14 protein-coding genes are annotated in these 23,986 nt (G+C 57.6%); 10 read left to right on the plus strand and 4 right to left on the minus strand.

Going from position 1 to position 23,986, the window contains the following annotated elements; all coding sequences use genetic code 11:
- Positions 1-7: 7 nt before the first annotated feature.
- Together SERAS12_RS02740 and SERAS12_RS02745 are read right to left on the minus strand one after the other, a co-directional pair.
- The gene (locus SERAS12_RS02740) at positions 8-8,203 is read right to left on the minus strand and encodes a non-ribosomal peptide synthetase (protein ID WP_311196262.1); all 8,196 of its coding nucleotides are present in this window, start codon (positions 8,201-8,203) and stop codon (positions 8-10) included.
- Positions 8,204-8,948: 745 nt separating this feature from the next.
- Entirely contained in the window at positions 8,949-9,767 is an 819-nt protein-coding gene (locus tag SERAS12_RS02745; RefSeq protein ID WP_013811367.1) for a helix-turn-helix domain-containing protein, read from the minus strand.
- A gap of 114 nt (positions 9,768-9,881) precedes the next feature.
- Here SERAS12_RS02745 and SERAS12_RS02750 point away from each other — a divergent pair, with 114 nt between their 5' ends.
- From SERAS12_RS02750 to SERAS12_RS02780, 7 genes are all read left to right on the plus strand, one after another.
- On the plus strand, positions 9,882-10,760 hold the full coding sequence (locus tag SERAS12_RS02750; protein WP_013811368.1) for a helix-turn-helix domain-containing protein: 879 nt from the start codon (positions 9,882-9,884) through the stop codon (positions 10,758-10,760).
- A 174-nt stretch (positions 10,761-10,934) separates the two neighbouring features.
- The gene (locus SERAS12_RS02755) at positions 10,935-11,855 is read left to right on the plus strand and encodes a L,D-transpeptidase family protein (protein WP_013811369.1); all 921 of its coding nucleotides are present in this window, start codon (positions 10,935-10,937) and stop codon (positions 11,853-11,855) included.
- A 359-nt stretch (positions 11,856-12,214) separates the two neighbouring features.
- Positions 12,215-12,622, plus strand: a complete 408-nt coding sequence (locus SERAS12_RS02760; RefSeq protein WP_004949818.1) for a biopolymer transporter ExbD — start codon at positions 12,215-12,217, stop codon at positions 12,620-12,622.
- 1 nt (position 12,623) lies between these two features.
- Positions 12,624-13,364 (plus strand): energy transducer TonB, encoded by a 741-nt coding sequence (locus SERAS12_RS02765; protein ID WP_013811370.1) that lies wholly within the window; start codon positions 12,624-12,626, stop codon positions 13,362-13,364.
- A gap of 40 nt (positions 13,365-13,404) precedes the next feature.
- Positions 13,405-15,648, plus strand: a complete 2,244-nt coding sequence (locus SERAS12_RS02770) for a TonB-dependent receptor (RefSeq protein WP_013811371.1) — start codon at positions 13,405-13,407, stop codon at positions 15,646-15,648.
- Positions 15,649-15,667: 19 nt separating this feature from the next.
- Entirely contained in the window at positions 15,668-16,318 is a 651-nt protein-coding gene (locus SERAS12_RS02775; RefSeq protein WP_013811372.1) for a MotA/TolQ/ExbB proton channel family protein, read from the plus strand.
- Positions 16,311-17,561: a phospholipase D-like domain-containing protein gene (locus SERAS12_RS02780; protein WP_013811373.1), complete on the plus strand. Its 1,251-nt coding sequence runs from the start codon at positions 16,311-16,313 to the stop codon at positions 17,559-17,561. Before SERAS12_RS02775 ends, SERAS12_RS02780 begins: the two co-directional genes overlap by 8 nt.
- 76 nt (positions 17,562-17,637) lie before the next feature.
- Here the strand turns inward: SERAS12_RS02780 and SERAS12_RS02785 are convergent, their stop codons facing one another.
- Positions 17,638-18,978: an aspartate aminotransferase family protein gene (locus SERAS12_RS02785; protein ID WP_013811374.1), complete on the minus strand. Its 1,341-nt coding sequence runs from the start codon at positions 18,976-18,978 to the stop codon at positions 17,638-17,640.
- Positions 18,979-19,215: 237 nt separating this feature from the next.
- On the opposite strand from SERAS12_RS02785, the gene SERAS12_RS02790 reads away from it, so the two are divergent.
- Positions 19,216-20,145 (plus strand): LysR family transcriptional regulator, encoded by a 930-nt coding sequence (locus SERAS12_RS02790; RefSeq protein ID WP_013811375.1) that lies wholly within the window; start codon positions 19,216-19,218, stop codon positions 20,143-20,145.
- 258 nt (positions 20,146-20,403) lie between these two features.
- On the opposite strand, the gene SERAS12_RS02795 is transcribed toward SERAS12_RS02790, so the two are convergent.
- A complete protein-coding gene (locus tag SERAS12_RS02795; RefSeq protein WP_013811377.1) occupies positions 20,404-21,531 on the minus strand; it encodes an iron-containing alcohol dehydrogenase in 1,128 nt (375 codons plus the stop codon).
- 276 nt (positions 21,532-21,807) lie between these two features.
- On the opposite strand from SERAS12_RS02795, the gene SERAS12_RS02800 reads away from it, so the two are divergent.
- Together SERAS12_RS02800 and SERAS12_RS02805 are read left to right on the plus strand one after the other, a co-directional pair.
- Positions 21,808-22,566 carry a response regulator transcription factor gene (locus SERAS12_RS02800; RefSeq protein ID WP_013811378.1) on the plus strand — a complete coding sequence of 253 codons (759 nt, stop codon included), beginning with the start codon at positions 21,808-21,810 and terminating at the stop codon, positions 22,564-22,566.
- A 100-nt stretch (positions 22,567-22,666) separates the two neighbouring features.
- On the plus strand, positions 22,667-23,968 hold the full coding sequence (locus SERAS12_RS02805) for an FAD-binding oxidoreductase (RefSeq protein ID WP_013811379.1): 1,302 nt from the start codon (positions 22,667-22,669) through the stop codon (positions 23,966-23,968).
- The last annotated feature ends 18 nt before the right edge of the window (positions 23,969-23,986 follow it).

Genomic DNA, 23,986 nt, shown 5'->3' on the forward strand with positions numbered 1-23,986 from the left:
TGGCCACTCACTTCGAGTCTGCGATAACGCCGGTCTGGCGGCGTTCGGTAAGCGGAACTTCGTGCAGCGTCAGTTCGAGGTTGAACAGCCGCAGCCCCTCTTCCGGGGTTAGCGTCAATCGAACCTGATAGCCCTGAGCCTCAAAGTGACTGGCGATATCTTCCGGGTGCAGTGGGTTCGGTTCGGTGATTTCCCACAACCGTTTCTCGATATCCCATTTGGTCTGGTCATCATCGGCCTCGGCCAAGAGCGTCATCAGGTCGCTGTCGCGTTGCAGTCGACAATTCGGCAGATTGCGAATGACGATGTGATGTTTTTCGCGGTTTTCGTCACTAAGCTGCGCGGTCAACGCCGTCAACCCGTGCGAATCGAGGGGTTGCCCTTGCCAGTCCAGATAGCGCGGTGCGGCGGTCGGTTTGCGGCCACTGACAATCACGTCATAACGGAAATCATTCAGTTCGTTGGCGGCTTGCCCGCGCTTGAGCTCCAGTTGCAGCTTGCGCGAGGTTCCGTGGCGCTCGTTGAACGCCTGGAAATAACGCGGAGACAGGCACAACTCTTTCTCCGCCTCCCTGTCTCTTTTGATCTGTTGGCGGATTTCCGCCACGCGGGCCAGAGGCGCTGCCTTATAAAATTGAACGCCGGTATGGAATGCGCTCAGATCGTCGAGGCTGCGGACATCGCCGAGATAGATAACGCCATCGTCCTGGGTGATGCGCAGCGCTTCGTCCAGCACGCTTTTCAGATAGCCGAGGTCCGGGAAGTATTGAATCACCGAGTTCAGGATCACCAGCGTGTCTGGCCGCGCGGCCAGGTTTTCGAGCCGCTTCGCGTCGCCCTGCGTCAGGGTAATGTGTGCGGCGGAATGCAGCGCCGGCGGCAGTGATTGGCGGGCGACGTTCAGCGCCTCCTGAGACAGATCCAGCCCATGATAAGAATGGCTGTCCGCCGCCAGATGACGCATGATTTGCCCCATGCCGACGCCCACATCGATCAGATGGCTGCGATCGCAGGCACGCAGTTTGATCAGGGTATGGTTCAACCATTCGCGCATCTCGTTCGGCGGAATAGGCGCACCGGTATAGCTGCTTAACCAGCCGGCGAATTGACGATCCTGCTCATGGTGCACTTCATAACTGGCGCGTTCTTCGTAGGCGTTGTTCCACAGTTGCCCCCAGTGAGCGATCAGGGTGTTCGCCGAGTCGCCGGCCTGTTGCTGGGCTTCATTGATTTCAACGTAAGCCACCAGTTCGTAACGTTCGTTTTCCTGCTTAACGGCGATGACGGCGGCGTTTTGTACCAGTGGATGCCGTGAGATCACGCTTTCAATTTCATCAAGCTCGATGCGATGACCCAGTACTTTGACCTGCCGATCGATACGGCCGACAAATTCAATGTCGCCGGAGGCATTCCATAACGCGCGGTCGCCGGTGCGGTAGAAAACCTGGCCGACAGCCGGTTGCAGCGCGAAACGTTCGGCGGTCAATTCCGGTCGGCCCAGGTACCCCTGGCAGACGCCGTCGCCGCCAATCCACAATTCACCCGCGACGCCGATCGGGCTTGGGTGCCCGTCCGGGCCGAGAATCAACATTTGGGTATTGGCGATAGGCTTGCCGATCGCGATACGATTGGCGGCCTGCGACCCTTTGCCCGGCAGGCGATGGACGCTTGACCAGATGGTGGTTTCCGTCGGGCCGTACATGTTGTAAACCGCCGCGTCCAGGCGCTGGGACAACTGCTGGGCCAGGCCGGCGGGGAAGGGCTCGCCACCGATCAAAATGGCGCGCAGATGCTCCATCGCGCTTACCGCTGCGGGCTCCGCCATTACCGCAGCCATAAAGGACGGCGTACTTTGCACCAGGCTGATGCGATGGCGTTGCAGCAGCGCGGCAAAGTTGTAGGGCGCATCGTGCAGTTCGTTCCGATGCAAGGTTTGCAGCTGTTTCAGCGCCTGCAATCCTTCCAGCACCTGTTCGTTGGCGATGCCGAAGTCAATCAGCCCGGCGAGCTCATCGACCCCCGCCTGCTGCAACTGCGTCAACAGCGGCAGCACGCTTTCCGGCGAACCGAACAGACCCGAACGTTCAAAGTAACGCTCCACCGCGCTGTCGAGCAGCGACTCCAGATCTTCCTGCGGCAGATCCTGCTGGAATTCCAGCCCCATGCTGGCGGACAGCTCGCGCAACAGCCCGGTGGAGGTGCGCAGGTAGTCGCGGAAGGGGCCTTTAGCCACCGCTTTGGCGCGTTGTTCGTCCGGCAGCAGGAAGGTATGTATCATCAAGGTGACATGGCCGTTACCCGCATGACCCGCAGCGTGCCAGGCCTGGCGATAGGCGGCGATTTTTTGCTGCAGTTGTTCGAGATCCTGGCCCAGCAGATGGGTCAGCAGATTGACGCCGTAGGTCCCCGCCAATTCGAACGTGGTGACGTCGCCGGAGGACGTGAACCAAATCGGCAACTGAGGCTGAACCGGGGAAGGGTAAGCCGTCAGACTGACCTCTTTGCCGTCACCGTTGAGGCGGTGCAGGCATCCGCCCTGCCAAAGCGTGCGCAATTCCTGCAGTTTTTGCAGCATCACGGCTTTTCTGGCCGGGTAGTTGTCCGGCGCCAGAGCAAAGTCATTGGTGTTCCAACCAGAGGCGAACGCCAGCCCGACGCGGCCGGACGACAGGTTGTCCACCAGGGACCACTCTTCCGCCAGGCGCAGGCTGTCGTGCAGCGGTGCGACCACGCTGCCGCAGCGCAGTTCGACGCGGTTCGTGATGGTCGCCAGCGCGGCGGACATGACGGAAGGGTTGGGATACAAGCCGCCGAAGGCATGGAAGTGCCGCTCCGGGGTCCAGACGGCTTTGAATCCGTGGCTATCGGCATAACGCGCAGCGTCCAGCACCAGTTGATAACCTTCGTGACGCCGTTCGTTATTGGCGGCGGCGCCAAAGAAGAACAGGCTGAACTCCAGGGGGGCGACGCGGCTGTCGCCGTGCCACGCCAGATTGTTGATCTGGTGTTCCGGGGCCAGCACCACGTTGGCGCCGCGGCTCAGCGGCCAGAAAATTTCCAGAATGGAGATGTCAAACGAGATGCTGGTCAACGCCAACAGGCTGTCTTCCTGACGACACCCCACCGCCTCATCCATGCCGACCAGGAAGTTCGTCAGGTTTTTTTGCAGGATCAGGGTGCCCTTCGGTTTGCCCGTCGAGCCGGAGGTGTAAATGACATAGGCGACATCGTTGCCGAACGACGCTTGCGGCGGATTTTGATGCTCTTCACGCAGTAACTCCCGATATTCCGGCCATTCGATGCGTGTGGCCGCGGCCAGTTCGGGCGCGTCGGCCTGCGTGATCAGACAGGAAAGCTGCGAGTCTTTGACGATATAGTCCAGTCGCTCCGCCGGGTAGTCGGGATCGAGAGGAACATAAGCCGCCCCGGCTTTATGGATCGCCAACAGGCTGGCCACCAGCGTCACGCTGCGTCGCAAGCAAATGCCCACCAGCGAGCCGGGCATTACGCCGGCTTCGCGCAGGCGCGCCGCCATGGCATTGGCCAACTGATTAAGTTCAGCGTAACTGAGGCTGTCGTCGCGGCAGCACAAGGCTTCACGCTGCGGATTAAGCGCCGCCTGGTGCTCGAACTGCCGATAGGCGCAGGCGTCAGCCTCATAGGCCACATCGGTGCGGTTCCATTCTCGAATCAGCGCCTGTTGACGCCCGGCCTCCAGCGCGGCGGTGAATACCGGCTGCTGCGGGGCGTCCGCCAGTTGACTCAGTGCCTGCAGGTAATATTCCGGCAGCAGATCGCACAGCGGCTCGCTCAGCTGTGCGAGGTTGCAGTCAAACCACAAAGATAAAGACTGGCTGACCGGATCCTTCAGATAATTGACCGCCAGAGCAAAATTGGTGTCTGCAACGCCATAGGCATGCGAAATCGGTGAGTTTTCATCGCCCCAATTGCGATGGAAATCCATGTAGTTTATATAGCTGTCCAACACGATTTCCTGACCGTAATCGCGTTGCATTGCGGTGAAAGGGTAACGGCCATAAGGATAGGCATCGGCTTCAAACTGCGCGATCCTCTGCGCCAATTCAATAAATGACGCCTGTTCGATAGACAGAGCCAGCGGCAGGGTGTTGAGGAACACGCCGATGGTTTTATCTGCATCCTGTACCCCGAGGCGGCCGTTGAAAACCAGCCCGGTAGCGACCCGATCCTGGCCGGTCAAGACGGCTTGCACCTTCAGGTGAGCCGCAACCAGTAACGCTTTGAGCGGCAATGAGTAAGTTTGCACTAACTGCCCGAGCTTGTTGGCCAGCGTGGCGGGCAGTTCGGCGCGCACGGACTTGTGCCGCGTGGGGCCGGATTTGTCTGGGCGTGGCAAAGGCGCGGGATCCAGCTCGTTCAGTTGCGATTGCCAGAAAGCCGCCGCCTGGCGGTCTGCGGCAATCTGCTGTTCGGCAACGATAAAATCGCGATAGTGGCTTGCAAGCTCGGCGCGCTGCGGTTCGCGGCCGTCGAGCAATTGCCGGTAATTATCCACAATCTCATCCAGCATTAATAAGTCGCTCCAGCCATCGAGCACCACGTGGTGCTCGATGACCGAAAGCTGGAAGCGTTGCGGATGCAGACCGTGGCTGAAAAAGGCCAGACACGGGGCTTCAGCCAACGTGAAACGGTGATATTTAGCCTGATCCACCCAGCGCGATAGGGCTTGCCGCTGCTGTTCTGGCGCCAGCGAGGTGAGATCCTCCGCCTGTGCCAGCGGGGTGATGACCCGTTGATGAACCAACTGCAGCGGCTGGCTGTAATTTGAAAGGTCAAAGCTGCTGCGCAGCAAAGGATGGCGCGCCAACGTGTACTCTATGGCGCGCTGCAGCAGCGCAAGCGTCAACGGCAACTCGACGGTCAATGAGGTGACCACGCGATATACCGAGGCCTCGTGTTCAATTTCTGCCTGGTAGGCCATGGACTTCTGCATGGCGGACAAGGGATAAGCGTCTTCCAATCCCTGCGGCAGACGCTGGCGATCCTGCGGGGTGAGCAGTGAGAAAGGGGCCGGAGAAGCGGGCGGCGTCGTTGCTGTGGCCACCGGTGTCAGCTGCTTTGCGAGTTGGCGTAGCGTCGGGTTGCGAAACAGCGCTGCCAAATCGAGGGCGTAGCCGCGTTTCTCCAGTGCGCTGCGCACGCGAATGGCCAGCATGGAGTCACCGCCCAGGCTGTAGAAGGGCGTATCCGGCGACAACGTCGGCCGTTGCAGTACGCTTTGCCACACCGTGGCGACCAGGCGTTCCTGGTCATTCAATTCACCGCCGCCGTTTTCCAGCTCCGCTTTGGGGCTCGGCAACGCCTTGCGATTCACTTTGCCGTTGCTGAGGTACGGCAGCACCGACAGGATCACCCATTGCGCGGGGAGCATGTATTCCGGCAGTGTCGCCCTGAGCCGCCGTTCGATCTCGGGGAGCGAGTCGCCGGCCGCGTCGCGTTCGGTCAAGACCAGATAACCCACCAGGCGATCCTGACCGAGAGGATCGCGATAGGTTGACACCAGTGCCTGTTCCACCTGCGGCAGCGCCACCAGTTGGGCTTCAATTTCCCCCAGTTCAATGCGCAGTCCGCGGATTTTTACCTGATGATCGAGGCGGCCAAGAAATTCCAGCCCGTGGTGCTCGGTCAGCCGCACCAGATCGCCGGTTCGGTACAGACGACCGCCATCGGCGGCCAGCGGAATAAGCTCATCGGGTTGCGGAATAAAGCGCTCCGCAGTCAGTTCGGGCTGATTGACGTATCCCTGCGCAACCTGCACGCCACCGATATAGAGTTCTCCCACGGTGCCGGGGGGCAAGGGGCGCAATTGCGCATCGAGCACCCAGAGCTGAGTGTTGGCCACCGGATAGCCGATCGGTACGCTGCCGGCATAGGCCACGCCGGGGAGGCAATCCCAATAGCTGACGTCGATGGCCGCTTCGGTAGGACCGTACAAATTATGCAGACGACAGTCGGGCAACGACTGATTGGCGCGCGTCACGCTGGCCAATTTCAAGGCTTCGCCGCTGCAAAACATTCTCGTCAGCGAAGGTAACGGCCGGCCGTCCAGCTCGGCTAAAAACAGATCCAGCATCGGAGGAACAAAATGCAGCGTCGTAATCTGCGTCGTGCGAATGATGTCGATCAGTTGGCGGGGATCCTTATGGCTGCCCGGAAGCGCGATCACCAACCGTGCGCCCACCGTCAGCGGCCAGAAAAATTCCCACACCGACACGTCAAAAGTAAACGGCGTTTTCTGCAGGACGCGATCCTCCGCGTCAAGCGGGTAGGCCGCCTGCATCCATAAAATGCGGTTCGTTACGGCGCGATGGCTGACGGCCACCCCTTTAGGCTGCCCGGTCGAACCTGAGGTAAAGAGGATATAGGCGATGGCGTCCGGCGAGACCGACGGCAAGGTGAACGGCACCGCATCGTTTAACTCTCTGGTCTGCAATGAAAATACTGCCGTTCCGATATCGGGCGGCGTATCCCAATACAGCAGAGTATGGATGCCGGCCTGGGCGATCTGAGACTGCAAACGGGCCATAGGCAGCTCAGGGTCCAGCGGCACAAAGGCCGCGCCGACTTTTTGAATGGCGAGCAGTGCGAGGGTCATGTCCAGGGAACGTTCGCCATAAACGCCCACCGCATCTCCGGGGCGTACCCCCTGCGCTACCAGGCCGCAGGCCCAGCGTTCGCTGCGCTGCACCAGTTCGCTATAGGTGATCGTCTCATCGGCGAATTGCAGCGCAATGGCGTCGGGACTGCATTGCGCCTGGCGGTCAATCCGCGCCGGCAGCGTTTGCTGAAGATCGTAATCTTGCCGATTGTCATTGAATTGCCGGATAGCCAGACGATCTTCGGGCAGCAGCAGCGTTTCCGCCGGGCAATCAATTCGCTGGTGGGTCAAACACCAGCCGATAAACTGCATCAATCTCTGAGCATGATGATCGAGCAAGGTGGCGGAATAGTTTTCCGGGTTGGCGTCCCACAGCAACTCAATGCGATCGGTGCCAATAAACAGCGTCAGAGTCAGGTCGGTCACCGGCCCGGTGGTGAATTGGTGGCAGAGGGCTTTTTCATGGCCAAAATAAACATCATGTTCAAATGAAATAATATTGATCAGCGTCTTGGTTAGCTTGTCTTCAGGGGCGCCCAGCCCGATGGCGCGATGAATATCCTCATTGCGGCATTGCTGGTGTTTGATCGCCAACGCCAATTCCTGCCGGGTCAGACGCAACAGTTGAGACAGGTCTGAAATCCCTGAGACAGAGAGCGTCAGGGGAATTTCATTGGCCTGCATCGCGGGCTTTTTCAACGCGACAAGCGTGGCGCGGCCAGTCACGGCCAGCCCCAATTGAACGATATCCTGGCCGGTTAAACGGTGGCTGTAAGCGGAAAACAGCGCCAATAACAATTGCGGCAGCGTAAGGCCGTGCTCAGAGGCGAAGGTGTTGATTTGGCGATAAAGGTCTTGTGCAAGAGTACAGCGAGTTTGCAACAGGCCCCGGGCCATGCTGGACCGGTTTTTGCCCAGCGTGGTGGCGCCTTCCGTCGAGGCCAGTTTAGCGGTCCAAAATGCCATGTCGCGCTGGTGCTGCGCGCCGACGGTGTAATTGTCCAGGCTTTCGAAATAGGCTTCGCGCGTGACCCACTCGCTTGCGGGGCATGTCGCATGTTGCACGCTGGACGTGTAAATTTGCGCCAGACGTTCGATCAGCATCGATTGGCCAAAACCATCGAGCACCAAATGATGATATTTCCCATACAGCAGCAGATCCCCGGCGGGCAATGCGATGATATGCCATTGCAGCAAGGGCGCTGAGCCGTCCAGGGGGAAAGGGAGCTGGTTTTGCCGTTCCATCCAGGATTGCGCCTGGTGTTGATCAGCAAATGAATGGTGGGCAATCAAAGCATCCGCTGGAAAATGCGGGAATTGAACAGGGCCTTCCTCGGTTGCCGAAAGGGAAATTCTTTGCAGCTCGGCTTCTTGGTTGAGTTGCAGCAAAGCGTCATGCAACGCTTCCTGATTGATATTTTTCCCGAGCTTCAGAAAGAAACAGGCATTAAAGCGGAAATTCTCTGGTTCCATTTGGGCGGCGGCCCAAATAGCGCGTTGCGCTGGGGTAAGTTTATTTAATGACATTGTCATTCCAATTATGTTGTTGGTTTGGATACAGACCATGACATTCTTACCGATTTAGCCCGATATGAATTAAACGCATCTGCTCCGATATAAATAGTAATGAAATATAATTTAAAACTCGCTCAGTACGTCTGGCGCACGGCAGGTAATAAAATGGCGTAGCGGCGCCCGCACCAATAAATAGGGCGTTTTTTCCATTAGGCTATTCACACAGCAAAACAGATCCTGTAATAAATCATTGACTCAACAGACGCATCGTCAGAGTGCGTAAGGGCAATTAATGCCGATGAAGTCATCAATAAAAGATCATTTTCTCAGGGCGATTTACCGGTCATTAAAGGTCAGGAATTGACTATAGACATAAAGAAAATTTACATCAAATTGATGAGGGATAAAAACATTACAAAATGTTAACATTGCCATTAAGCTGAGTTATGTTTTTATTGTGACTTTAAATTTTTTAATTTTGAAATATTTTGGATTTTTATGCTGTTTTTTGGCTTTGTTTTTGATTTTTTGTTTTATCAGGAAATCATTTACCGTGCTAATCAATTGAGTGCGGAATAATGCGGCGTGGTAGTAAACTCTTTTGGAATCATTAGGATGTGCATGTAAATATAAAAAATTGCATTTTCAGAATGCAATTTTTCATCATCAATAATGAGTTTAATCCTAAAAATATGACGGTATCTCTTGGGCCGAATATAAACATCGTCATCTTCACCACTGAACATAAAGTTATTTTTACCGCAGCAATTAGAATTTAGTGCTTAACCGCCGCCCGCTACATGGCGATGCCGCTCCCCGCCGTTTGGCCTGTGGCGTTCCTTTCCGCCAAAAAGCGCGCCGGCGGTTTGCCTACCGCTTTGCGGAACATGGTGACAAAGCCGCTGGCGCTCTCATAGCCCAGATCCAGCGCCACCTTCTGCACGCTGTCGCCCTTGGTCAGCCGTTGCAGCGCCAGCATCACGTGCAACTGGCGGCGCCAGTGGCCGAAGCTCATGCCCATCTGCTGTTGCAGGGTGCGGTTGAGGGAGCGCTCGCTCATGCCGATGCGCTGCGCCCATTGGTTCAGGGTGGCTTTGTCCGCCGGATTGGCCAGCAGTCGCTCGGTCAGTTGGCGAATGCGCGCGTCCTGAGAGACCGGCAAATGCAGATTCTCGATCGGCGCATTAACCACCTGATCCAGCAGCACTGCGGTCAGCCGTCCTTCCGGGCCCTGTTCGTCATAGAGCGGATCGAACCCGCTGGCCTGCAACAGCAGCTCGCGCAGCAACGGCGATACCGCCAGCGTGCAGCAATGGGTCGGCAAGCCGGCGATAGCATCCTGATCGACAAACAGGCAATAGCATTCGGTGTCGCCGGCCCCCTGGGCGCTATGCAGCACGTTGCTCGGCATCCAAAGCGCGCATTGCGGCGGCACCAGCCACAGGCCGTTTTCCACTTCGCAGCGGATCATGCCGCGCACCGTATAAATCAGCTGCGCTTTGCGATGGCGGTGATGGGCCATCTCCCAATCGCTGCTGATGGTGGAGCCCTGTACGGCAAAAATCGCCCGCGGTACCTGATCGATATCGAAACGCGGTTTGGTAATAACAGTCATGAGAATTATTCTCAATTTGGCGTGATTGAAAAACATTATGTCCTGATTGTGCAATGTGGTCTAGCGCCGTAGTCGATAAAGTAAGCGCCAGCTTTAGCACTCTGAGGGGGCGCAATGTATCAGCAACAGGTAATCACTCAACTGCTGGCCTGGATTGAGCAAAATCTCGACCAGCCGCTGACGCTGGACGATATCGCCGCCAAATCCGGCTATTCCAAATGGCATTTGCAGCGGCTGTTCAAGCAGTTAACCGGCCACGTTCTGGGGACCTACGCCCGGCGCAGAAGGCTGAGCGCCGCTGCGCGCGAGTTGCGGCTCACCCACATCAGCGTGGCCTGCATTGCCGATAAGTACCAGTTTGATTCCCAGCAGACCTTTACCCGCTGTTTCAAAAAGCAGTTCGGTTTGCCGCCGGCCGGCTATCGCCGCAGTCCGGATTGGGCCAGCCACGGCATGCAGCCGCCGCTGCGTTTGAGCGAAGGGCCGTTGCCGCAGGCGGACATCGTTACCCTGCCGGCCATGCAACTGGTGGGGCGCTCCCAGCGGAGCAACTGCACCCTGGGGCAACTGCCGCATTCGAAACACGAGCTGCGTCAACACGCCTGGCGCCAGATGGTGCGCACGCAAGCCGAGCCGCCGGCGGTGGTATACGGCCTCACCAGCCTGGAGGCGGACAGTCGCCAACGTGGCGGAAAGCGCATTGTCTATACCGTGGCGCTGGCGGATGAGCAGGCGGAAGGCGAGAGGGTGCTCATCGAGCAAGGCGACTACGCCAGTTTTGTCTATCAGGGCAGGGTGGAGGAATTACAAAACTTTATCGCCCGCCTGTACGATACCGCGATCCCGATGATGAAAGCGGTGCGGCGACCGGGGCAGGATATCGAGCGCTTTTACCCGGCGGCGGGCGGCGTTTGCAACGGAGCAAGCACGGCGATCCGTTGTGAATACCTGATCCCCATACGCCGGATGACGCCGCCAGACGTCGCGCTTTAGCGGCGTTTTTCACAGTAAGTTATCTTCATACCGCAGCAGGTTACAAAAAAGTGCGTCATGACACAGGGAATGTTTCGCACTTAGGTCAATGTGCACATATAATGCGCATCCGGTCATTTATGGCCGAAAATAACCTATATCAATAATCTGCCAGTGGCCACGACCAACACGAAGATGAAAATGAACATTCGCGCGTTATTAACCCTGTGTACGGCGCTGGTTGCATTCAGCCAGTCTGCCTTCGCCGTCGTATACCCTTTGCCTGCCAAAGACAGCCGTCTGGTCGGTGAAAACATCCAAGTCACCGTACCCGAAGACAGCAAGCTGCCGCTGGAGAGCTTTGCCGCTCAATACCAGATGGGCCTGAGCAATATGCTGGAAGCCAACCCAGGCGTGGATCCGTTCCTGCCGAAAGCGGGCAGCACCCTGACCATCCCACAGCAGTTGATCCTGCCGGACGCACCGCGTGAAGGCATCATCATCAACAGCGCCGAGATGCGTCTGTACTACTACCCGAAAGGCACCAACACCGTGATCGTGCTGCCAATCGGTATCGGCCAGTTGGGTAAAGACACCCCGCTGAACTGGATTACCTCGGTACAGCGTAAAAAAGATGGCCCAACCTGGACGCCAACGGCCAAGATGCGTGAAGAATACGCGGCAGACGGCGAGATCCTGCCGGCGGTGTTCCCGGCCGGTCCGGACAACCCGATGGGCCTGTATGCGCTGTACGTTGGCCGCCTGTATGCGATCCACGGCACCAACGCCAACTTCGGTATCGGCCTGCGCGTGAGCCACGGCTGTGTGCGTCTGCGTGCTGACGACATCAAATACCTGTTCGACAACGTGCCGGTCGGCACCCGCGTGCAGTTTATCAACGAGCCGGTGAAAGCCAGCGTTGAACCGGACGGTTCCCGTTACGTGGAAGTGCATAACCCACTTTCCGCTAACGAAGAAGAGCTGAAGTCCAAAGATCCGGTGCCGTTAACCCTTTCTGCGCCAGTGGGCAAAGTGGTGATGGATCCTGCCGTTAACCAGAGCGAAGTGGACGCGGCGATCAAAGCCCGTTCCGGTATGCCGGTTAAAGTGAACTGATTGATTCAGTGATGTGAAAAAGACGCCTTAGGGCGTCTTTTTTTTGGCTGAAAATCGCTATTTTGCGTACCGCGCCGCCGCTGTTTTCTTCTCGTAAAAACACGGCCTGAAGGTTTTGTTGTAGCCTGTTAGGTTAATCACATTCACCCCACCGCTTTTTTACCTGCCTTGCAGATGCACTTGCTATTTAAGCATAAAAAATATCAGTTAATTAATTGGTTATATAACCAGTTAGGTTAGGTGTTGTCTGAAACAATCCTCGCAAAATACCCTCTGTGTGATAATAAGATCACAAAAGCGTAACGAAAGGTAAACAAAGGCCTCCTATATTGGCTGCTTTGCTTTTGGGAGGGAGTGCCATGCGTAACTGGAACGAACCGAAAAAGAACAAGGCGCACATCGAATTGATCCCCATGATCGACGTGATGATGTTTTTGCTGGTGTTTTTTGTGCTGATTAGCCTGAACGTGATCCCGGCGCTGGGGCTGAAAACCCAGTTGCCCTCTGCCGGCAGCGCTCAGCAACTGAAGCCGCAGAAAAAAGCGATCATCACGCTGGGGGCGGAAGAACAATTGCAACTGGACGGCCAACCGGTGGCGCTTAACGCGCTGGTCAGCACGCTCAAACAGCAGCAGCAGGAAAACCAGACCACCACCATTATCGTCAACAGCGACAAGGGCGTTGCGGTGGAGCGACTGGTGGCGGTGATGGATAACCTGCGCCAGGGCGGATTCTATTCCGTCTCTATCGCCACACGGAAGCTGTGACATGTATCTGCTCTATCGCTCACGTCACCTTTTCAGTTGGATGCCCGCACTGATCGTGGCGGGTTGTTTGCTGTTCGCCAGCCAGCAGGCTGCGTTGAAAATCCAGCCACGCTACGACGACACCACCATGGAACTGGCGCTGGTCGAGCCGGAGCCTGAACCCCAGCCGGAACCGCCGGTGGAAACGCCGCCGCAACCCGAACCCCCGCCACCGGAGCCGCAACCCGTTCCTGAACCCGTGGTGCCGGCCCCAGAGCCGATTATCGAGACCAAGCCGGTTCCCAAACCGCAGCCAAAACCCAAGCCCAAACCGGTGAAAGAGAAAGCCAAACCGGTAGAAAAGGCCAAACCGGTATCCGCACAGCCTGCGCCGAAAGCGCCGGTCAGCAAGCCTGCGCCAACGCCGGCCGCACCTGCCGCGCCGAAGGTCAACGCCCAGGCTGTCGAAAACGGTTATTTGCAGGCACTGCGCCACGAACTGGAACAGCGTAAGCGCTACCCGAGTGGACGGCAGGCTTCGCTCGAACGGCCGCAGGGCAACGTCGAGGTCTGGCTGGAGGTTGATCGCAGCGGCCGTGTGCTCTCTTCCGGCATCGCCAACAAGGCTGCCAGCATGCTGCTGAACCGCGCGGCAATGAGCAGTTTACAAAGTATCAGCCAGGTGAAGCCGTTCCCGAGCGACGCTTTTGCCGGGCAAACAACAAAACGATTTTCAGCCACGTTCAATTATCAGGCGCCTTAGCGACCTGGCATAACAGTTTGATTTTTAGGGGATGGAAACAATGAAGTCTTTCAATCGATCTGGGATTTATCTGGCGGTGATGTCGGCGATGCTGCCGGGCGCGGCGCTGGCGGCGGACACCACCGACGTCGGTACCATCAGCGTGAAAGGGCAGTCGCTGGGTGGCGGCATGATGGTGCAGGACGACAGCGCCAAGGCGCGTTCCACCGTTACCAAAGAGGCGATGGACAAAATGCCCGCAGCGGCCAACGCCATCGACAAGCTGAAGTACACGCCGGGCCTGAACGTCAACAGTAACGACGCCAGCGGCCTGAGCGGCGTCGATTACACCATGCGCGGCATGAACTCGGATCAGATCGGTCTGTCGATGGACGGTATCCCGATCAACGACTCCGGCAACTATGCCGTCTATCCGAACCTGCTTGGCGACTCGGAGAACCTGGAAGAAGTGTTCGTCACCCAGGGATCCTCCGAGGCGGACGGCCCGCATATCGGCTCCAGCGGCGGCAATATCGGCATGGTGACGCGCCGGCCGGCAAAAGATTTCGGCGGCTTCGTCAAGCAGACGCTGGGCAGCAACAACCTGAGTAAAACCTTTGCCCGTTTGGAAACCGGCGAGTACAACGGTTTCAGCAACTGGTTATCCTACTCGCACACCGAGGCGAAAAAATGGCGCGGTGAAGGGCGCGAATATTCCAACAAGTTTGAAATGAACTCGCTGTACGAAGACGGCAACGGCAACAGCAGTAACCTGATCATGAAGTACAACCGCCAGCAGAACGTCAACTACAACACGCTGAGCAAGGCGCAATTCGAAAGCGACGGGCGCGATACCGACTACGCCACCACGCCGGAATACAACAGCAAGGGGCAGTTGAACAAGTACTACAAACTCAACCGCAACCCGTTCGATACCTTCACGCTGTCATTCACCCAAAAGTTGCAGTTGCGCGACAACCTGTCGCTGACCCTGCAGCCGTATTACTACTGGGGCAACGGCGGCAGCTTCACCGGCCAGACGGCGTCGGTGCTGTCCAATACGTCGGACAAGGCCGGGCAGTACGATCTGAGCAATCTGAAGTCCAACACCTATTACCGTCCTTCCTGGACCCAGACCTGGCGCCCCGGCATTACCACCAAGCTGAAGTGGGACATCAACGATCAGCACAGCCTGGATATCGGTTACTGGTATGAACGTGCGCGTCAGTTGCAGACCCAGCCGTTTATCGGCATCAAGGACGACGGCAACCCGGCGCAGATTTCGGGCAAACCGGGCGGTTCCGATCAGGTGCAGGACGCCAACGGCAAGACCGTGCAGGGGCGTAACCAATACACCATCACCCCGGCGCAGAAAGTGTGGCTGCAGGACACCTGGTACGCCACGCCGGACTGGACCTTCGTCGGCGGGCTGGCCTATCAGTACGTGGAACGTAAAGGGGACAACCGCGGCAGCCTGTACAACGTACCGGAGAAGCGCGATGCCACTTACCACGAGTTTCTGCCGAACTTCAGTGCCAGCTACAAGCTGAACCAGGAAAATCAGGTGTTCTATAACCTGACGCGCAACATGCGCACCCCACCGAACTACGTGCTGTACAACGTCGGCGACTCGATCAGCACCAAGCCGGAGCTGAGCTGGAACCACGAGCTGGGCTGGCGTTTCCAGCAGGAAGACATGCTGATGAGCGCCACGCTGTTCTATATGCGCTACAGCGACCGTCAAGTCTCCACCACCAACTCGTCCGGCGACTACGAGATGATGAACATCGGCAACGTAGAGAACAAAGGGCTGGAGCTGGAGTGGAGCGGCCAACTGCCGCACAACTTTAACTACTACACCTCATACACCTATACCCAGTCGAAGCAGAAGAACGACATCGTCAGCAACGGCGGGCTGCCGCTGCCGACGTCCGGCAAAGAGGTACCGAACGTGCCGAAAAACCTGCTGAACATGACGCTGGGCTACGACGACGGCCTGTATTACGGCAGCGTCAGCGGCAAATACGTCAGTTCGTTCTATGGCGATCTGACCAACGACGAGAAGATTGGCGGCCGCACGGTGTTCGATCTGGCGGCAGGTGTGTATTTGCCGGTGGACAAGAAAATCATCAAAAGCGCAGCGCTGCGATTTGGCGTCAGCAACCTGTTTGACAAGGAATACCTGACCTCGGTACGTACCACGACCTTCAACGCTGCGCCTTATGGCGGCGTGAAAGCCAGTACGCCGTATTACAACGTCGGAGAAGAGCGCACTTTCAGCGTGTCGCTGGAAGCCACCTTTTAACTAATTTGAGGGGTATGTTATGAATGCCAATTTATTGCACGACATTATTTTCTACGTGATGTACGCCGCGCTGGCGATTGCGCTGGTGATCATTATCGAACGCGCGCTGTATTTCGCCTACACCCAACGGCAGGCGAGTCGACTGGAGCAGGCGCTGACGCCGGACGTGCATCGCGCCGCCGATCTGCCGGACGAACTGACCCAGCGCAACAGCCTGCCGCTGGCGGTGATCGCGCCGGTACTGGAGCAGAAGCACCGCGCCGGTGACCGCGAAGCGATAGGCGATCTGGTCGGCGCGCAGTACCTGTTGAGCAAACCGCTGATGGCGCGTGGCCTTTGGCTGTTGGAAACCATCGTCACCGCCGCCCCGCTGCTGGGGCTGCTGGGCACGGTGATGGGGATTATCGAAACCTTTAAGGCGCTGGCCGCTTCCGGGGTGTCCGAACCGAGCCTGGTGTCCGCCGGCATGGGTACCGCGCTGTACGCCACCGGGCTGGGGATCGCCATTGCGCTGCTGTGCCTGGTGGGTAACAACTACCTGCAAAGCCGCATGGAACGCATCAACGAACTGCTGAAGGTGCTGTTGATCCGCGCCGGTGCGCCGGCCAGCCGCCCGGAAAACGGCAGCCGCGAGCAATGGGTTGACAGTGAGGCACCGCGCTATGCCTAATGGCCGTCAACCACGGCGGCCATTAGGCCGCCTTTACACTGCGTTATGGGGTAGCTGTCTGTTGATGTTGAGCCAGAGTGCGGCGGCGCGTTTTGATATTCCCGGCTACGAGCTGGTGTATACCGCGCCGGTGGAAACTGCGTTGCAGGCGGATGACCTGCGCAACACCGCCGAGGTGTGGCAGCAGATGTTCGATGCGGCGAAAACCCGCATCGATCTGGGTCAGTTCTACGTGGCGAACCAACAGGGTTCGCTGCTGGACGGCGTGCTGCAACACCTGAAAGCGGCGGGCGAGCGCGGGGTGAAAATCCGTTTTCTGATGGAAGAGAAGGGGATTCGTCTCTCCACCCCGGAGACGCTGGAACAGCTGAAGGCGATCCCCAATCTGGAGCTGCGGATTATTCCTTACCGGCGGTTGAGCGGTGGCATCCTGCATGCCAAATACCTGCTGGTGGACGGCGAGCAGGCGTTTGTCGGCAGCCAGAACTTCGACTGGCGGGCTCTGGAGCATATTCATGAAACCGGGCTGCGCATCAGCGATGCCGGGGTTGTCGGGCAGATTCAGGCGATCTTCGAGCAGGACTGGCGGGCGCAGGCGCTGCTGACGGCGGATAAACCGGTGCCGCAGCTGACGTATCAGCCCACGGCGGCAACGCCGCAGGGCAACTATCTGGTCGCCAGCCCGCGCGCCTATAACCCGGCCGGCGTGATTGACTCGCAGGTTGAGTTGCCGCGCCTGCTGGCGAGCGCCAAACAACGGGTGCGGGTACAGGTGATGGACTATGCGCCGTTGTCTTACGGCCCCGAACGCAGCCGGCCTTATTACGCGGTCATCGACAATGCCCTGCGCAGCGCCGCCGCGCGTGGCGTGCAGATTGAGCTGATGGTGGCCAACTGGAACACCAAAAAGCCCGATATCGCCTGGCTGAAAAGCCTGGCGCTGGTGCCGAACGTGCAGATAAAGGTGGTGACCATTCCGCCGGCAAGCCACGGGTTTATCCCATTCGCGCGGGTGATCCACAGCAAGCTGATGACTATCGACGGCGAAACCGCCTGGGTGGGCACCAGCAACTGGACCGGCGGCTATCTGGATAACTCGCGCAACCTGGAACTGGTGCTGCACAGCCCGGCGATGAGCCAGCGGCTGGACACACTCTACAGCCAGCTGTGGGACAGCGTTTACGCCGAACCGATCAAGCTCGATTATGACTACCCGGCCCCCAAACCGGGTGGCGAGTCCTGATTTATCGTGGGCTGCGGGTGCCGCCGGCGGCGGGCTGGCCGTTGATCCAATGTGAAATGGGCATGGCATTCGCTCCTTATTCGGTTGCGTTGAGGGCGTCGCCCAGGGCGTTGATCAGCGAGTCGATCTGCGCCTCGCTGCTGATAAACGGCGGTGCCAGTTGGAGGGTGTCGCCGCCATAGCGGACGTAAAATCCGTTTTCCCAGCAGTGCATCGCTGCTTCATATGGCCTGCGCGCCGCTTCCCCTGGCCGCGCCGCCAGCGTGATGCCTGCCGCCAGGCCAACGTTGCGGATATCGGTGACGTGCTTGCAGCCTTGCAAGCCATGTACCGCCTGTTCGAAATAGGGAGCCAATGCCTGTACCCGTTCGATCATCTGTTCGCGCTCAATGATATCCAGCGTCGCCAGCCCCACGGCACAGCTGACCGGGTGGGCGGAATAGGTATAACCGTGCGGGAATTCGAGCAGGTACTCCGGCTCGTCGGTGTGCATGAAGGCATCGTAAATCGCCGGTTGGACCACCACCGCCCCCATCGGCTGCGCGCCGTTGGTCACCTGTTTGGCGATATTCATGATGTCCGGCGTGACGCCGAACGCCTCGGCGCCGGTCAATGCGCCACAGCGGCCGAAGGCGGTGATCACTTCGTCAAAAATAAGCAGGATGTTGTTTTGGCTGCAAATTTCACGGATACGTTGCAGATAACCGATTGGCGGTACTATCACCCCGGCGGAGCCGGAGAAGGGCTCGATAATCACGGCCGCGATGGTCGACGCATCGCGCAGCGCGATAATTCGGTTCAGCTCTTCCGCCAGTTCGGCGCCCTGCGCGGGCATGCCGCGCGAAAAGGCGTTACCCGCCAGCAGGGTATGCGGCAGGTGGTCCGCTTCCGCCCCTGCGCCAAAAGCCTTGCGGTTACCGGCGATGCCGCCCACCGAAATACCGCCAAAGTTAACGCCGTGGTAGCCCTTTTCACGGCCGATAAAACAGGTTTTTTCTGCCTGGCCTTTGGCCCGCCAGTAGGCGCGTGCCATTTTTAACGAGGTGTCCGCCGCTTCGGACCCGGATCCGGTGAAAAATACATAATCCAGCCCGGCCGGTGTCATGGACTTAATTTTATTCGCCAGTTCGAAAGACAATGAGTGGCCGAATTGAAACGCCGGGGAATAATCCAGCTGAGAAAGTTGACGGTGGGCCGCATCGGCAATTTCCTGGCGGCCGTGGCCTAATCCGCAGCACCATAGGCCGGATAAACCGTCAAAGATTTTACGCCCATCCTGGCTGGTATAATAAGCGCCTTCAGCGTGACTGATCATTCGCGGGTTGGCTTTAAAATTACGGTTGCCGGTAAATGGCATCCAATGTGCTTCTAACCATTCACGATCGGGTTTATTTTCGCGGGGATTTAAATCAGCCATTTTTCCCTCCGGGTAGGAGAATAGGGACGGTTAATTAAATATACCCGTCATCTTTTAAGTTACAGCGTTGTTATTTTCACTCGCTCACCCCAGTTACTTACTTGAGTAAGCGCCTGGCCGCAACTTAAAAGCTATAGGGTATAAATAAACGTGTTAATGAAATTTTGTGTGAAATTGACTATGTTCCGCTTCTTCACTAATGTGAATAATCATATGTCGAAACTTACTTAAGGTTTTATGCAAGTAAAAAAACGCGCGCTTTTAGGGCAGTTGTCGGATATGGATCTGCGGTTGCTGCGGGTGTTTAAAGCGGTGGTCGACTGCGGAGGAATGAGCGCCGCCGAGCTGGAGCTGAATATCAGCCTGTCGACCATCAGCAAACATATCAAGGATCTGGAGCAAAGGTTGGGGCTGACGCTGTGCCAACGCGGGCGGGAAGGCTTCGCCGTCACCGACGAAGGGCTGTTGATTTACCAGGAAACCATCAACCTGCTGGCGGCCACCGAGGCTTTTCGCCGTGGGGTGGATGACGTGCATCGACGCATGGGCGGCCAGCTGCACGTGGCAATATTTGATCATACGGTCAGTAATCCGCAGGCGCACATCGGCCGGGCAATTGCGTTATTCAGCGAGCGTGCACCGGACGTGTCTTTGCAAATGTACGTGGAGCCGATAAATACCATTGAGCGTGGCGTTATTGACGGGCAGTTTCAGATTGGCGTTATTCCCATGCACCGCAATGCGGAAAGTTTATCTTATAATTCTTTATTCAATGAGAGGATGTTCTTATATTGCGGTACGCAGCATGAGTTATTTTCCGCTAATCACGACATGCTGAATTGGGATCTGTTGCACCATTATGCCTTTGCAGGATTGGGCTACCATTCACCGAATATGGCGTTAAGTTTGCAGCAGCATTTGCAGCGCAAGGCGACGGGTTTTGCTCAGGAGTCGATAGCGACCTTAATCCTCTCCGGCAAGTATGTCGGCTTTCTTCCCGACCACTATGCGGCGTTTTTCGTCGCGCAGAATATGATGCGGGCGATCAAACCGGAGTTGTTCCGCTACCACTGTGAATATTCCTGTGTGGTACGGCGTTCACCCAGCCCGCAACGGGTGGTGAAGGTATTCCACGACTGCCTGCTGGCGGCGCATGAGGGGGGATGAACGCTTATTCCTGGCCTTCGACGCCTTGCCAAAAATCGCTTATCAATTGCTCAAAACCGCCGTTACCTGCTGCGTAAAGGCGGTTTATTCGAACAGGCTTTCGGCGCTGCCGGCCTTTAAAATCCGCTTACTGCTTTTTCTTCTTACCGAAGATCTTTAGCAGCACGCCAACCAGAATGCCAATGGCGATGCCGGTGAAAATCCAGCTGATGATACCCATTTCCGATCTCCCGCTATTGCTTTGATCTCATTATATTATCATTCGACGCGGAATGCGCCTTCGATCATCAGTTGCCGTTGCGCGGCGGTATAGTCGATCAATGAGTTCTTGCTGTTGGATTTTTCCAGCGTCACCGCCAGTTCGTCGCCGGAAATCGGCAGGTCATCCTGCCAGAACGGCGCGATGGCGTTGCGGGTAATAAACTCGATCAGATAGCGTTCCGGGCTGTCTTGCTGTTCGGGGAACAGCCGTGCGGCCAGATCGCTCATCAGCGCGCGCTGTTGCGGTTGCTCGCTTTGCGCCAGCAGTTCGAGGAACGGCAACAGCAGGCGGCCGCAGACCTGGCCGTGGTGGTAATCGTGCAGCGCGCCAATCTCGCCGGCAATGCCGTGGATCACCCCCAGCCCGGCGGCGCTCAGCGTCAGCCCGCCCAGGTAAGAGGCCTGCATGATGGCTTCACGGGCGCGATCGCTGCGGTTGAGCGCCGGCCAGGCATCCAGGAAATGGCGGATGCCGGTCAGTGACATCTCGCGCGTCATGGCGCTGGCGGTTTTGGACAGATAGGCTTCGAACAGGTGGGTAAAAGCGTCGATGGCGCAGTAAGCCAGCACCTTGTCCGGTGTGCCCTGCAGCAGTTGCGGATCCAGGATGGCGGTATGCGGCACAAAGTTGTTATGGCGCAGCGAGGCTTTCACCTTACTGAGCCGGGTATCGGTGATCACCGCGTTCTGGGTCACTTCACTGCCGGTGCCGGCAGTGGTCGGGATGGCGATCAGCGGCAGGGTGGCGCCGCTGATTTTGGTGTCGCCGATCTTTTCCATATAGCGCAGCGTCGGCAGCGGGTGCTCCACCAAGGCAGCAAACGCCTTGGCGGCATCCAGCACGCTGCCGCCGCCAATGGCCACCACGCGCAATGCCTTGCCGCGCCAGCGTGCGACCCAGGCGTCGATCTCCTGCGGCGAGGCTTCGTGGCTGACGATCTCGGTGCCGATCAGCAGCGGCGTCAGGGCATCTGCCAATGAGGAATATACCGCGCCATTGAGGAATGAACGGCAGCTGAACAGCAATGTCGGCTGGGGATCGGCGGCCAGTAATGGGATCAGTTGGCTAATACTGCCGTGGCCGAACCAGGTATGCCGGTTGGCGATCGTCAGGCTGGTGGTCATGTTCTCTCCTTGGCGCGGTAAAACCACAGCATAAGCCAGCCTCGTCGGAGGAACCACTGCTTTTCACTGCCGGAAACCCATTCATTAACATATTAACCAGGCCCGTGGGTGACGGGGTGCCATAATCTGGCGAAGCTGTGATTTGTTTAACATGCAAGCAAGCGAAACCTTGCATTTGGCGCTGTTGAATGCTTTTTATAACAAGTGGGCCATGGCGCTGCCGGTTTTATCCGAAACAAGGTAATTGTTAATTTATTAATGATGGCGAGGGCGGATATGAATATTCAGGTCGAACGGTTATCGGCGGTGATTGACGCGGTCGCGACACCCAGGTTTTATCCCAGCCTGCTGGCCTGGATGGAAGCTTTCTTCGCCTTCGACAACGCCATTGTTTATGCCTTCGAACGAGGCTGTGCGCCGCGTTGCCTGCTCAAAACCGAGCGAGAAAACAGCGATGCGGTCAACCAAATCTACCAACAGGGCGCTTACCTGCAGGATCCCTTTTACCAGGTGCTGAACGGCGGTGGCAGCGGCGAGGTGTTTTCGCTGCGTCAGTTGGCGCCATGCGGTTTCTATCACACTGACTATTACCGTAATTTTTACCGTAAAACCGGCTGGCACGACGAGGCCGGCGTGCTGCTGCCACTGACGCCGGAACGCGGATTAGGGGTGTTTTTCGGTTCGGCGCGCCAGACGGTGGGGATGCGCTATCCGCAACTGGCAGAGTTAAGGGGCGCGTTGACGCTGCTCAAAAGCATCGCGCGTCTGCATGGCGAAGTGGTCGCCGCGCCGGTATCGCCGGATACGGCGGAAGACAAAACCCGACAGGTGCGCTATCTGTTGACCCCGCGCGAACGCGAAATTGTCGATCTGATCCTGAGCGGCTGCGGCTCGCAACAGATTGCCGACCGGCTGTTCATCAGCCTGGGGACGGTGAAAAACCATCGCAAGAACATCTACGGCAAGCTGGATATCGGTTCGCAGGCCGAACTGTTCAACCTGCTGTTGGCCGGGCCGAACCGCCGCAGCGCATAATGTTAATTTTTTGTAGCAAATGTCCCTAAGGGGACATGGCGGCTTTGCCGGCCGCTCCCGATAATCCGCTGTAGGGCATAGGGTCTTCGGGAGTGCGGCAGTGAACAATAATATCGAATCGTTAACTTACTACGCGGCAACCAAAAAGTACGATCTGCGCTTCCCGACGCTGGAAGACGATCTGGACGTTGACGTGGTGATCATCGGTGGCGGCTTCTCCGGCATCAATACCGCTCTGGAGTTGGCGGAGCGGGGCATCACCAACATCGCCATTCTGGAGGGGCGCCATCTGGGCTACGGCGGCACCGGGCGTAACGGCGGGCAGGTGATGGCCGGCATCGGTCACGATCTGGAAAAAATCAAACGCCACGTCGGCCCATCCGGGCTGGAAACCATCTTCAAAATCAGCAACCTCGGCGCCGGCATTATCCGTGAGCGCATCAAGAAATACGCTATCGACGCCGATTTCCGCTTTGGTTACGGCTACCTTGGCAGCAATGCACGCCAGGAGAAAACCCTGCGCAGCTGGCTGAAAGAGTTCAAGGCGGTATCACCGAATGAAGAGATCGAACTTTATACCGGCGCGGAAGTGAAGCAGGTGGTGGGATCCGACGCCTACAGCTGCGCATTGAAGCACATGGGTGGCGGGCACGTGCATTCGCTCAACCTGCTGTTGGGCGAGGCCAAGGCATTGAGCGGCTACGGCGTGAAAATCTTCGAAAACAGCAGCGTGCTTAACGTCGAATACGGTTCGCGCATTAAGGTCCGCACCGCCATGGGCTCGGTGCGCGCCAACAAGATGCTGTGGGCGTGCAACGGCTTTCTCAACGGCATGGAGCCGTTCATCCACAGTAAAACCATCAATACCTACGCTTTCCAGTTGGCGACCGAACCGCTGCCCGAGGAGTTGATCCGGCGCATCAGCCCGATCCGCGGCGCTTACAGCGATATTCGCCCGGTGATCGATTACTACCGTGTCACCAATGAAAACCGCCTGCTGTTCGGCAGCGCCACCCGCTTGATCGAATACATCCCGGCGGATCTCAAAGCCTGGAACCGCAACCTGATGCTGAAAGTGTTCCCGTACCTGCATGACGTGAAGATCGATCTGGCCTGGGGCGGGCCGCTGTGCTGCAGCGCCAACCTGTTCCCGCAGATCGGTACCTTGCCGCAGCACGACAACGTGTTCTACGTACAGGGCTATTCCGGCTTTGGCGTGACGCCAAGCCATATCGTCTGCAAGGTGCTGGCGGAGGGCATGAGCGAAGGATCCGATCGTTACGATCTGATGAGTTCGATCCCGCACGTCAACATCTTCGGCAAAGATCGACTGCGCCGGGTGATGACCACCGCCGGCAAGGCCTGGCACCAGACATCCGGCTACTGGAAAGGCCGCCGTTAATTCTTATCAGAGGAGAAA

The organism is Serratia sp. AS12 (assembly GCF_000214195.1).
GTDB lineage: Bacteria > Pseudomonadota > Gammaproteobacteria > Enterobacterales > Enterobacteriaceae > Serratia > Serratia plymuthica.